Raw genomic sequence first — 12,322 nt, 5'->3', positions numbered from 1 at the left:
GGCCGTCGTGCTGTGTTCGTGCGTGCTTCGTCCTGCGTCAGATCACTTCGGGGAGGCGTCGGACTCGACGACGATGTCACCGGAGATGATCGCCGCCTTGAGCTCGTCGACCTTGGTGACGACGTCCGCGGGGACCTTCGACTCGAAGTCGTGGAACGGCGCCAGGCCGAGGCCCTCGTTCTCCAGCGTGCCGACGTACGGGTCGGAGCTGAAGCTGCCGTCGACGGCCTCGCTGATCGTGTCGAAGACGGCCGGGCCGATCTCCTTCATGACCGAGGTGAGGACGAGGGAGCCGTACTCCGTGGTCTCGAACCAGTCGGCGTCGACGCCGATGATCGCGACGTTGCCGGCCGTCTGCGCGACGGACGCGGTGCCCAGTCCGACCGGACCGGCGACGGGCATGATGATGTCCGCGCCCTGGTCGATGAACGACTGGCCGATGTTCTTGCCGTCGTCCTGGCTGTCGAAGTTGCCGGCGAAGACGCCGGTCTGCGCGGCCTTGTCCCAGCCGAGGAGCTGGACGGAGCCGCCGTTGTCCTCGTTGAACTTGGCGACGCCGTCGGCGAAGCCGTCCATGAAGATGGTGACGGACGGGATCTGGATGCCACCGAAGGTCGCGACCTTGCCGGTGGTCGTCGTCGCCGCGGCGACGTAGCCGGCGAGGTAGGCCGCCTGCGCGGTGTCGAACAGGATCGGCTTGCCGTTCTCCAGGGTGACCGGCGCGAAGTCGGCGTCGGAGAAGGAGCTGTCGACGAGCGCGAAGTTCACGTCCGGGTTCGCCTCGGCGGCGGTCTGGATCGGGTCCTCGAGCAGGAAGCCGACGCCGATGATCAGGTCGCAGTTCTCGGCGACGAGGCTGTCGATGTTCGGCGTGTAGTCGGTGTCCGCGGCGGACTCGACGCTGGCCACCTCGATCCCGAGCTCGTCCTTGGCCTGCGTGAGGCCCTCGAAACCGGCCTGGTTGAACGACTTGTCGTCGAAGCCACCCGCGTCCGAGACCATGCACGCCTTGAAGTCGACGCTCGCCGCGGACGACTCGCCGCTGCCGGCCGTCTCGTCCGTGTCCTCCGGAGCACTGCCACACGCCGCAAGCGCGAGGGCGACCGCCCCGCCGAGCACGGCCACTCGAATGATCTTCTTCACGCGACTCTCCTGAATCTCGTCAGCAGCCGGTCCGGCTGGGCCGACCGTGCGGTTGGCACGACGGTGTACCACCACAAGGTCTGGGGCTGCCCGGCATTGATTCTCGGACCATAACGAGCAAGAGGTGTCGGGCAGGTTACCGGCGGGTATCCGCGCAGGTTCCGTTACCGACTTGGTATGTCCGCCCAGGTGACGGACGGGGTGTCTCAGCCTGCGAGAAGGGCGGTCCGCGCCAGGAGCAGGGCGCCGACCTCGACCGCGCGCTCGTCCACGCGGAGGTCGCCCTGGTGGATGTCGTAGGTGTGGCCGCCCGGCGTGCGCGTGCCCAGCCGCGCCATCGCCCCCGGCACCTTGGTCAGGTACCAGGCGAAGTCCTCGCCGCCCAGCGACTGCTCCGTCAGCAGGACCGACCCGCGGCCGAGCACGTCGTGGGCCGCGGCCTCGAGGATCCCGGTCGCGTGCGCGGCGTTCTCCACCGGCGGGACACCGCGGTGGTGCCGCACCTCGACCTCCACTCCCAGGGGAGCCAGGACCTGCTCGACCGCCGAGTGGAACACCTCCGACGCCTTCTCCCACGCGCGGACGTCCAGGCACCGCAGCGTTCCCTTGACCGTGCCGGTCGACGGGATCGCGTTGTGGGCCGACCCCGCCTGCACGGCGCCCCACGTCAGGTTGACGCCGGAGCGCGGGTCCAGGCGGCGGCCCAGGATCGCGGGCACCTGCGTGATGACCTGACCGAGCGCGAACACGACGTCGCCGGTCAGGTGGGGCCGGGACGTGTGCCCGCCCGGCCCGGTGACCGTCACGGTGACCTCGTCGCTGGCGGACGTGATCGGGCCGATGCGGGTGCCGACCTGGCCGACGTCGACCTTGGGGTCGCAGTGGAACGAGTAGATCTCCCCGACGCCGTCGAGCCCGCCGGCGGCCACCACGTCGAGCGCGCCCCCGGGCTGCACCTCCTCGGCGGGCTGGAACACCAGCCGCACGCCGGTCCGCAGCTCGTCGGCCAGCTGGGCGAGCACGAGCCCCGCACCGAGCACCGCTGCGGTGTGCACGTCGTGCCCGCACGCGTGCGCGACGCCCCGGACGGTCGAGGCCCACGGCAGACCGCTGGTGTCCTGCACGGGCAGGCCGTCGAGGTCGGCGCGCAGGGCGATCCGCTTGCGCCCGCTGGTGGCCGGGCCGGGCCCGATGTCGCAGACCAGCCCGCTGCCCGGCAGGAGGTGCGGCTCGAGGCCCGCGGCGCGCAGCCGCTCGGCCACCAGCTTGGTGGTCCGCACCTCCGTGCGCCCGAGCTCGGGGTGGGCGTGCAGGTCGCGGCGGACGGCGGCGAGCTCGTCGCGCAGCTCCGCGACCAGGGCAGCGAGCCGGGCCGACACGGGATCGGTGGGGTCGGGTCGCAGGCTGGTCAGGGGGGCGACGACGGGATCGGGGTGAGCAGAGGACACGCTTCGACCCTAGCCGCGACCGCCCGGACCAGCGGCGGGTGTCCGCGTCAGAGCAGGTCCTCGCGGCCGCGCGCCCGCCAGGCGTCCACCGCGGACTTGACCGCCTGGGCGTGCGCGAGCGTGGTCACCAGCACCGCGTCGGGGGTGTCGACCACCACCGCGCCCGGCAGCCCGACCACCGACACGGTGCGGCCCGTCCGGGGCACGACGAACGCACCGTCCGAGTCGATGCGCAGGACGACGCCCTCGTCGCCGAGGGTGTCGCCCGGCAGCAGCGCGGCGAGCGACTCGAAGTCGCCGACGTCGTCCCACGAGAAGTCCCCCGGCACGACGGCCACTCCCCCGGCGGCGGCGACCGGCTCCGCGATCGCGTGGTCGATCGCGATCTTGGTCAGCCCCGGCCAGACGCGCTCGAGCACCTCCGCGCGGCCCGGCCCGTCCCACGCGGCCGCGATCTCCTGCAGGCCGGCGGCGAGCGTCGGCAGCTGCGTCGTCAGGTGGTCCAGCAGCACGCGCGCCCGGACCAGGAACATGCCGGCGTTCCAGCGGTACTCGCCGGTGGCCAGGTACGCGGTCGCGGTCTCGGCGTCGGGCTTCTCGGTGAACCCGGCGGCGTGCGCGACGCTCGGAGCCTCGTCCAGGCCCAGCGACGCGCCCGACCGGACGTACCCGAAGGCGGTCGACGGACCGGTCGCGGCGATGCCGATCGTCACCACGTACCCGGCACGCGCCGCGACGACGCCCTCGCGCACCGCGCGCTCGAAGCCCTCGGTGCCGGCGATGACGTGGTCGGCCGCGAACGACCCGAGCACGACGTCCTCGCCGTGCCGCTCGAGCAGGACCGCGGCAGCCAGCCCGATCGCCGCCATCGAGTCGCGCGGCGAGGGCTCGGCCAGCACGTCGTCGGCCCCGACCTCGGGCAGCTGTCCCTCGACGGTCTCCGCGTGCCGCGCCCCCGTCACCACGAGCACGCCCCCCGCCCCCGTGAGCGGGAGCAGCCGGTCGACCGTCGCCTGCAGCAGGGTGCGCCCCGAACCGGTCAGGTCGAGCAGGAACTTCGGGTGGCCGGCACGGGACAGAGGCCACAGGCGCGTGCCCGCACCGCCCGCCGGGACGACGGCGTGGAATCCGGGGATCGCGCGGGCCAGGGTCGACATGGGGGTCAGGGTAACGAGGCCCGGGTTGTGCAATACCTCACAGCAGGGGCCTAAGGACCCTTGCCGAGCGGTTGCGTACTGATCGGTTCACTACAGTTGGGGCGACAAGGACGCCGTCGTCCGAACCTCTGATCCGCCAGGAGGCCCCCAGTGCCTGCAGCGCCCGCTCCGAGCGGAGTGCCGGCCACCCGCAAGGTGCCCGCCGGAACGCTCTACCGAGGGCGCGAAGGCATGTGGTCCTGGGTCGCCCACCGCGTCACCGGTGTCGCGATCTTCTTCTTCCTCCTCGTGCACGTGCTCGACACCTCGCTCGTGCGCGTGTCGCCCGAGGCCTACAACGACGTGATCGGCACGTACAAGAACCCGATCATGGGGCTCGGCGAGGCCGGGCTCGTGGCCGCCATCGTGTTCCACGCGTTCAACGGCATCCGGATCATCCTGGTGGACTTCTGGGCCAAGGGCCCCAAGTACCAGCGCGTGATGCTCTGGGTGGTGATGGGCCTGTTCGTCCTGACCATGGCCGGCTTCCTGCCCCGTCACCTCATGCACGTGTTCGGAGGCGAGTGATGACCACGATCGCCGACCCGAAGGCCCCGCGTCCCCCGAAGCCCCGCCCGGCCCGCCTCACCACCCGCGGCAACACCGAGCTCTACGGCTGGGTGTTCATGCGCGCGTCCGGCGTGATCCTCGTCGTCCTGATCTTCGGGCACCTGTTCGTCAACCTGGTCGCCGGTGAGGGCATCTCCGCGATCGACTTCGGCTTCGTCGCCGGCAAGTGGGCGTCACCGTTCTGGCAGATCTGGGACCTGCTGATGCTCTGGCTCGCGATGATCCACGGCACCAACGGCGTGCGGACGATCATCAACGACTACGCGGAGCGCGACGGCGTGCGGCTCGCTCTCAAGGCGTCGCTGTACCTCGCGTTCGTGGTGGTCGTCGTGCTCGGCACGCTCGTGATCTTCACGTTCGACCCGTGCCCGGCGGGCTCCCCCGCGGACCTGCTGCCCTCGTTCTGCACCACGGCCTGACGCTCTCCCCTCAGAAACAGGAAGGCATCGACCCCGATGCAGACCCACCAGTACGACGTCGTGATCGTCGGCGCGGGCGGCGCCGGCATGCGCGCGGCCCTGGAGTCCTCGACGCGCGTGCGCACGGCCGTCATCTCCAAGCTCTACCCGACGCGCTCCCACACGGGCGCGGCGCAGGGCGGCATGTGCGCCGCGCTGGCCAACGTCGAGGAGGACAACTGGGAGTGGCACACGTTCGACACCGTCAAAGGCGGTGACTACCTGGTGGACCAGGACGCCGCCGAGGTCATGGCCAAGGAGGCCATCGACGCGGTGCTCGACCTGGAGAAGATGGGCCTGCCGTTCAACCGCACGCCCGAGGGCAAGATCGACCAGCGCCGGTTCGGCGGGCACACGCGCAACCACGGCGAGGCGGCCGTGCGCCGGTCCTGCTACGCCGCGGACCGCACGGGCCACATGATCCTGCAGACGCTCTACCAGCAGTGCGTGAAGAACGACGTCGAGTTCTTCAACGAGTTCTACGTGCTCGACCTGCTGGTGGACCACGACCTCGCGGCCGGGCACGTGCCGGACGGCGAGGAGGTCAACGTCTCGGGCGTCGTCGCCTACGAGCTGGCCACCGGCGAGATCCACGTGTTCCAGGCCAAGTCCGTGGTCCTGGCCACCGGCGGCGCCGGGAAGATCTACAAGACGACCTCCAACGCGCACACCCTCACGGGCGACGGCATGGCGCTGGCGTACCGCCGCGGCATCCCGCTGGAGGACATGGAGTTCTTCCAGTTCCACCCGACCGGCCTGGCCGGGCTCGGCATCCTCCTGTCGGAGGCCGCGCGTGGCGAGGGTGGCATCCTGCGCAACTCCGAGGGTGAGCGCTTCATGGAGCGCTACGCCCCGACCATCAAGGACCTGGCGCCTCGCGACATCGTCGCCCGGTCCATGGCCAACGAGGTGCGCGAGGGCCGCGGCGCCGGTCCCAACAAGGACTACGTGCTGCTCGACCTCACGCACCTCGAGCCCGCGCACATCGACGCCAAGCTCCCGGACATCACCGAGTTCGCGCGGACGTACCTGGGCATCGAGCCGTACACCGAGCCCGTGCCCGTCTACCCGACGGCCCACTACGCGATGGGTGGCATCCCCACCAACATCGAGGCCGAGGTGCTGCGCAACTCCACCGACGTCATCCGCGGCCTGTACGCGGCCGGCGAGGTCGCGTGCGTGAGCGTGCACGGCTCCAACCGCCTGGGCACCAACTCGCTGCTCGACATCAACGTGTTCGGCAAGCGCGCCGGGATCTCGGCCGCCAAGTACGCCCTGACCGCGTCGTTCCAGGAGCTCCCCGAGGATCCCGCCGCCACGGTCGTCGCCGGCCTGGAGGAGATCCGCACCCGTCCCGACGGCGAGCGCGTGGCGGACATCCGCAAGGCGCTGCAGGAGTCGATGGACCTCAACGCGCAGGTGTTCCGCACGTCGGAGTCGCTGATCCAGGCGCTCGACGACATCAAGGACCTGCACAAGCGGTTCCGCCGGGTGTCGGTGCAGGACAAGAGCACGATGTTCAACACCGACCTGCTCGAGGCCGTGGAGCTGGGCTTCCTGCTCGACATCGCGGAGACGGTCGTCGTCGGCGCCCTCAACCGCGAGGAGTCCCGCGGCGGGCACTTCCGCGAGGACTTCCCGGACCGCGACGACAAGGGCTACATGCGCCACACCATGGCCTACCGGCGCCCGCTGCCCGTCAAGGGGCACCGCCTGTGGGGCACCGAGGGCGACGGTGACCACAAGGGCTCGTTCGCGCACACGACGCTGTTCGAGGACTACCAGCTCGTGCTGGGTTCCAAGCCCGTCACGATGACCCGCTACCAGCCGATGGAGCGTAAGTACTGATGACCGCCACGCTCGACGCGCCCTCGGCCGCTCCCGTGATCCCGTCCTTCGACGTCACGCTCAAGATCCGGCGCTACCTGCCGGACGACGGCGCCGGCGCACCGGAGCCGTACTGGGACGAGTTCACAGTCCGCGCCCACGGCACCGACCGCGTGCTCGACGCGCTGCACAAGGTGAAGTGGGAGGAGGACGGCTCGCTGACGTTCCGCCGCTCCTGCGCCCACGGCGTCTGCGGCTCCGACGCGATGCGGATCAACGGCCGCAACCGGCTGGCCTGCAAGACGCTCCTCAAGGACCTGGACCCCAGCAAGCCGATCATCATCGAGCCCATCAAGGGCCTCCCGGTGATCAAGGACCTCGTCGTCGACATGGAGCCGTTCTTCGCCTCCTACCGCGAGATCATGCCGTTCCTCATCACCACCGGGAACGAGCCCACCAAGGAGCGCCTGCAGAGCGCCGAGCAGCGCGAGCGGTTCGACGACACCACCAAGTGCATCCTCTGCGCCGCGTGCACCTCGTCGTGCCCGGTGTTCTGGACCGACGGTCAGTACTTCGGCCCCGCCGCGATCGTCAACGCGCACCGGTTCATCTTCGACAGCCGCGACGAGGGTGGCGCCCAGCGCCTCGAGATCCTCAACGACAAGGAGGGCGTGTGGCGCTGCCGCACGACCTTCAACTGCACCGAGGCGTGCCCGCGTGGCATCGAGGTCACCAAGGCGATCCAGGAAGTGAAGCGCGCGATGATCACGCGCGCCTTCTGATCCCCTCGTGACCTCCGACGGCACCGTCGACGAGATCCCGCTGCCCGGGGGCAACGTCGGCGGGGCCGTCCGCGTCGGGGACACCGTCCGCCGCCCGACCGGCCCGTGGACACCCGCGGTGCACGAGCTGCTCGACTTCCTGGCCGCCGCGGGACTCCCCCGCATCCCCCGGGTGCTCGGCATCGACGAGCGCGACCGCGAGATCCTCACGTTCCTGCCAGGCCGCGTGCTGGACATCGGCCGCGAGACGCTCAGCGACGCCCAGGTCCGGTCGGCCGTGCACTGGCTGCGCGAGTACCACGCCACCGTCGCGGGCTTCCCGCGGGACAGCCGTCGGTGGCGGTTCGTCGAGCGCGCGCTCGAGCCGGGCGAGATCGTCTGCCACCACGACTCCGCGATGTACAACATGGCGTTCGACGGGGACGAGCTGGCGGGCGTCTTCGACTGGGACGTCGCCGGCCCCGGCATCCCGCTGGACGACGTGGCGATGTTCACCTGGAACAGCGCGGTCCTGTTCCCCGACGCCGACGCCGGCGAGGTCGCGCACGTCCTGCGCACGATCGCGGACGGCTACGGCGACCTGGACCCGCACGCGGTCCTCGACCACGTGATCACCCGCATGACGGACGCGGCCGACCGCATCGCGGCCGCGCAGGCGGCGGGAGACCCGGGGATGCTGCGGCTGGGCGAGGTCGGTGAGCCCGCGAGCACCCGCGCACGCCTGAGGGTGCTCGCGTCGCGTCTGCCGGAGCTCCACGCCGCGCTGGACGCCGCGCGCTGACGGCTCAGGCCGGCGTCCCCGGGGGCTCGACGTACGGAGGATCCGCGGTCCAGGCGGCCGCGAGCAGCATGATCCGCGCGATCAGGTTGACCCACACCAGGAGCGTGACGAGCACGGCGACCGAGGTGAACAGCGGGTTCTTGCTCACGCTCCCCGCCACGACCGTCGTGCCGAGCGTCCGCACGACTCCGAGGCCGGTTGCCGCGATCAGCGCGCCCCGGAACAGGTCGCGCCGCGGCGGATGCTCCGCGGCCAGCACCGTGACGACGAGCACGAAGAGCGCGACGTCGATGGCGAAGGCGACGAGGATGCCGAGCGCCCGGACCACGACGGTGGTCAGCCCGTCCCAGCCGAGGGCGTCGAGGATCCAGGACGCCACCGTCCCGAGGCCTGTGGTGAGCGTCGCCGACAGCAGCACGGCGAACGCCATCCCGACGAACCCGCCGAGGTCGCGCGCCTTGCCGAGCATCGGGTTGCCGCCGAGCTCCGTCGCGAACATCGCGCGCACCGACCTGCGCAGAGCCGTCATCGCGGCGATCGCGCTGAGCAGCAGCACCACGACGGCGACGATGCCCGCGACGGTCAGGTTGGTGGACAGCTCGAGCACCTCCGGGTCGATCGCGCCCTGGCCGTCCCCGGTGTCGAGCAGGTGCGGGTACGTGGTGTCGACGGCCTTCAGCACCCTCTCGCGCAGCTCGTCGTTGTCGCCGAGCACCGCGACGAACGCCGTGTAGCTGATGGTCAGCGCGGCGAACACGGAGAACAGCGCCGCGTAGGCGATGCCGCCCGACAGGACACCGCCGCTGCGGGCACGGAAGCGCGCATTCGCCCGACCGGGTCGGGTGTGCTTCCACCACACGAACAGCGCCCTGCCCCGCGCAGCCGGCGACGGTGCACCGACCACTCCGCCTGCGACCTCGTCGGCTGCCATGCGCCGACCCTAGGTCGGCGCCACGAGGCCGGTACAGGCCGCACCGCCGCGTCCAGGGGGTCGCGTCAGGCGGGTTCCTCCGCCGCCGGGTCGACGAACGGCGGGTCAGCGGTCCACGCGGCCGCCAGCAGGACGATCCGGGCGATCAGGTTGATCCAGACCAGCAGCGTGACGATGACCGCGACCGAGGTGAACAGCGGGTTCTTGCCCACGCTGCCGGCCACCACCGAGGTGCCGAGGATCCGCACGATCCCGATGCCCGTGGCCGCGATGACCGCGCCCCAGCGCAGGTCCCACCACGCCGGGCGCTCGCCCGCGAGGACCCACACGATGAGCAGGAACGTCGCCGCATCGATGACGAACGCGACGAGGATGCCCAGCACGCGCGCCACGACCGTCGCCGCGCTCCCCCAGCCGAGCGAGTCGAGGATCCACGACGCCGCACTGGCCACGCCCGTGGTCACGAGCGCCGAGAGCAGCACCGCGAACGCCATGCCCGCGAAGCCGCCCAGCTCGCGGGCCTTGCCGAGCACCGCGTTCCCGCCCGCGCCCACCTCGGCGAACATCGCCCGCACCGCCGTGCGCAGGGCTGCCATCGCCGCGATCGCGCTGAGCAGCAGCACGACGACCGCCACGATGCCGGTGACGGTCAGTCCGCCGCTGAGCTCGAGCGAGTCGGGGTCGATCATCCCGCTGCTGCCGTCACCGGTGTCGATGAGCCCCGGCAGGGACGCGTTCACCGAGTCGAGGACCTTCTGCCGCAGCTCGTCGTTCCCGCCGAGCACCGCCATGAACACCGTGTAGCCGATGGTCAGGGCGGCGAAGACCGAGAACAGCGCCGCGTAGGCGATCCCACCGGTGAGCACACCACCGCCCCGGGCGCCGAACCGGGCGTTCGCGCGGGCCGGTCGGGTGCGCTGCCACCACGCGAGCAGCGCCTTCGCCTTCTGGATCAACGACTGCTTCGGCCCCCGCTCCACCGGGTCCGGCGACGTCGCCACGGCGCGGGCGTGGGCGGCTCCGGCACCGACGGCGGGGCTCGTCTCGTCCGCCTGCGCGGAGGTCCCGTCGGCTGCCATGACCCGACCCTAGGTCGCGGTGATGACCCCGGCATCCGCGGGAGAACCGGTGAGGCTGAAGTCACGCGCGGGCCGCCACACGCCGTCGTCGCCGTGGGCGTAGCTGTGGAAGCTGTCGACGACGAACGAGGCGTCGAAGTCGGCCATGCCCTCGAACGCGGCGTCCAGCTGCTCGTCGGGCACCTCGTGCGCGACGGTCACGTGCGGGTGGTACCGGAACCTGAGCTCCTGGGTCAGCACCCCCGACCGCACGCTGCGCTCGAGCGCCTCGCACCCGTCGGCACCCTCGGTGACCTGGACGAACACGACGGGCGACACCGGCCGGAACGTGGCGGTGCCGCGCAGGCGGAGGACGAACGGGGCATGGTGCTGCGCGATCGTCGCCAGGTGCTCGTCGACCGGCACGATCTCGCCGTGATCGATCACGGTCGGCCCCAGCAGCGTGATGTGCGGCGGGATGAACTGCGCCCACGGGTCACCGAACCGCGCGCGGGCGGCCTGCAGCACCGACCCGTACGGCTCGGGCACCGTGATGGCGACGCCGATCCGGACCTGGTCGCCGGACCGTTCCGGCAGCCTCACGCGCCCACCCGGGCGCGCGTGCGACGCGGCAGCAGACCGCTGCGGTCGTAGAGCCGCTCGAGCGTGCCGGCGGCGAGCTCGCTGGCGCGGTCCGCACCGTCCGCCAGGACGTCGTCGAGCGTCGCGGGGTCCGACAGGTAGCCGTGCACGCGGGCCTGGAACGGGGTGAGGAAGTCGACCACCACGGTGGCCAGGTCCACCTTGAGGTCGCCGTAGCCCTTCCCCGCGTAGTCGGCCTCGAGCGCCGGGATCTCCCGGCCGGTCAGGGCCGAGTAGATGGTGAGCAGGTTGGAGACCCCGGGCTTGTGCTCGGGGTCGAACCGGATCTCGCGCTCGGCGTCCGTGACGGCCGACCTGATCCGCTTGGCCACCACCTTCGGGTCGTCCAGCAGCTCGATGAGACCGTTCGGGCTCTCGGCCGACTTGCTCATCTTGGCCGTCGGGTCCTGCAGGTCGTAGATCTTGGCGGTGGCCTTGACGATGTGCGGCTCCGGCACGACGACCGTGTCCGGGCCGAACCGCGCGTTCAGCCGCTGCGCCAGGTCCCGGGTGAGCTCCAGGTGCTGGCGCTGGTCCTCACCCACGGGGACGAGGTTGGTGTCGTAGAGCAGGATGTCCGCCGCCATGAGGACCGGGTAGGTGAACAGCCCGACGGTGGTGCCCTCGGTCCCGTGCTTGCCGGACTTGTCCTTGAACTGCGTCATCCGGTTGGCCTCGCCGAACGCCGTGTGGCACGAGAGCAACCAGGCCAGCTCCGCGTGCTCAGGCACCTGCGACTGCACGAACAGGATCGAGCGCGCGGGGTCCACGCCGGCCGCCAGGTACTGCGCGGCGGTGCGACGCGTGCGGTCGCGCAGGACGGACGGGTCCGGGCTCACCGTGAGCGCGTGCAGGTCGACGACGCAGTAGATGGCGTCGTGCTCCTCCTGCAGGGCGACCCACTGGGTCAGCGCACCCAGGTAGTTGCCCAGCTGGAGGGAGTCGGAGGTGGGCTGCATCCCGGAGAAGATGCGCGACTGCTGCGGCGCCAAGACCATCGGACCATTCTGTCAGGGCGGGAGGACCCGTCGTGCCGGGTGCCGTCCCGGTGGAGGGGGGCGAGATCGGGAGCCGGCGTCAGGTGGCCTCGTCGTCGTACGGCGTCGGCTGGGGCGGGGGCCCGGAGGCCGCAGCCCCGCCGGTGGCTGCGCGGGCTGCGGCGGCGCCGGTCACCGGGCGGGTGGCCGGCGTGCTCACGCGCCGCACGGGCGGGTCGTCCTCGAGGAGCGCGTCACGCACGATCCGGCGGGGGTCGTACTTGCGGGGATCCAGCGCGGCCCAGTCGACGTCGCCGACCTCGTCGCCCAGCTCCTCGTCCACGCGCGCTTTCGCGTCTCGCACGAACTGGCGGCCGCGGCGCACCCACTGACCGAGCTGCTCGGCATAGCCGGGCAGCCGCTCGGGGCCGATGACCAGCGCGGCGACGACGAGCAGCACCAGCAGCTCACCGCCGTTGATCCCGAACACCGGGTCAGAGTACCCCCGC

13 protein-coding genes are annotated in these 12,322 nt (G+C 71.5%); 5 read left to right on the top strand and 8 right to left on the bottom strand.

Features of this window, described 5'->3' with window-relative positions; genetic code table 11:
* Positions 1-42 precede the first annotated feature (42 nt).
* From AC1DXT_RS05390 to AC1DXT_RS05380, 3 genes are all read right to left on the bottom strand, one after another.
* Positions 43-1,143 (bottom strand): BMP family lipoprotein, encoded by a 1,101-nt coding sequence (locus AC1DXT_RS05390; protein WP_477060311.1) that lies wholly within the window; start codon positions 1,141-1,143, stop codon positions 43-45.
* 206 nt (positions 1,144-1,349) lie between these two features.
* Positions 1,350-2,555: an amidohydrolase gene (locus AC1DXT_RS05385; protein WP_477060815.1), complete on the bottom strand. Its 1,206-nt coding sequence runs from the start codon at positions 2,553-2,555 to the stop codon at positions 1,350-1,352.
* Positions 2,556-2,638: 83 nt separating this feature from the next.
* A complete protein-coding gene (locus tag AC1DXT_RS05380; protein ID WP_477060310.1) occupies positions 2,639-3,748 on the bottom strand; it encodes a mannose-1-phosphate guanylyltransferase in 1,110 nt (369 codons plus the stop codon).
* A gap of 177 nt (positions 3,749-3,925) precedes the next feature.
* On the opposite strand from AC1DXT_RS05380, the gene sdhC reads away from it, so the two are divergent.
* From sdhC to AC1DXT_RS05355, 5 genes are read left to right on the top strand one after another with little or no spacing between them, the layout of a single operon-like run.
* Entirely contained in the window at positions 3,926-4,315 is a 390-nt protein-coding gene (sdhC, locus tag AC1DXT_RS05375; protein WP_421736062.1) for a succinate dehydrogenase, cytochrome b556 subunit, read from the top strand.
* A complete protein-coding gene (sdhD, locus tag AC1DXT_RS05370; RefSeq protein WP_057207982.1) occupies positions 4,315-4,776 on the top strand; it encodes a succinate dehydrogenase, hydrophobic membrane anchor protein in 462 nt (153 codons plus the stop codon). The genes sdhC and sdhD overlap by 1 nt, the downstream gene beginning before the upstream one ends.
* Positions 4,777-4,812: 36 nt before the next feature.
* Complete coding sequence (gene sdhA / locus AC1DXT_RS05365; protein WP_477060309.1) at positions 4,813-6,663, top strand: succinate dehydrogenase flavoprotein subunit; 1,851 nt, start codon at positions 4,813-4,815, stop codon at positions 6,661-6,663.
* Positions 6,663-7,424 carry a succinate dehydrogenase iron-sulfur subunit gene (locus AC1DXT_RS05360; RefSeq protein WP_057207985.1) on the top strand — a complete coding sequence of 254 codons (762 nt, stop codon included), beginning with the start codon at positions 6,663-6,665 and terminating at the stop codon, positions 7,422-7,424. Before sdhA ends, AC1DXT_RS05360 begins: the two co-directional genes overlap by 1 nt.
* Positions 7,425-7,431: 7 nt before the next feature.
* A complete protein-coding gene (locus AC1DXT_RS05355; protein ID WP_477060308.1) occupies positions 7,432-8,205 on the top strand; it encodes a phosphotransferase in 774 nt (257 codons plus the stop codon).
* 4 nt (positions 8,206-8,209) lie between these two features.
* On the opposite strand, the gene AC1DXT_RS05350 is transcribed toward AC1DXT_RS05355, so the two are convergent.
* From AC1DXT_RS05350 to AC1DXT_RS05330, 5 genes are all read right to left on the bottom strand, one after another.
* Positions 8,210-9,136 (bottom strand): YihY/virulence factor BrkB family protein, encoded by a 927-nt coding sequence (locus tag AC1DXT_RS05350; protein WP_477060307.1) that lies wholly within the window; start codon positions 9,134-9,136, stop codon positions 8,210-8,212.
* Positions 9,137-9,201: 65 nt separating this feature from the next.
* A complete protein-coding gene (locus tag AC1DXT_RS05345; RefSeq protein ID WP_477060306.1) occupies positions 9,202-10,215 on the bottom strand; it encodes a YihY/virulence factor BrkB family protein in 1,014 nt (337 codons plus the stop codon).
* A 9-nt stretch (positions 10,216-10,224) separates the two neighbouring features.
* Positions 10,225-10,797: a 2'-5' RNA ligase family protein gene (locus AC1DXT_RS05340; protein WP_477060305.1), complete on the bottom strand. Its 573-nt coding sequence runs from the start codon at positions 10,795-10,797 to the stop codon at positions 10,225-10,227.
* Positions 10,794-11,834, bottom strand: coding sequence for a tryptophan--tRNA ligase (gene trpS, locus AC1DXT_RS05335; RefSeq protein ID WP_477060304.1), 1,041 nt, complete (start codon positions 11,832-11,834; stop codon positions 10,794-10,796). Before trpS ends, AC1DXT_RS05340 begins: the two co-directional genes overlap by 4 nt.
* Before the next feature lie 79 nt (positions 11,835-11,913).
* Positions 11,914-12,303: a twin-arginine translocase TatA/TatE family subunit gene (locus tag AC1DXT_RS05330; RefSeq protein ID WP_477060303.1), complete on the bottom strand. Its 390-nt coding sequence runs from the start codon at positions 12,301-12,303 to the stop codon at positions 11,914-11,916.
* Positions 12,304-12,322: the final 19 nt, after the last annotated feature.

The organism is Cellulomonas sp. P1_G12_2 (assembly GCF_056405535.1).
The sequence above is the reverse complement of the archived record's forward strand: the minus strand, read 5'-3'. Positions and strand labels throughout refer to the sequence as shown.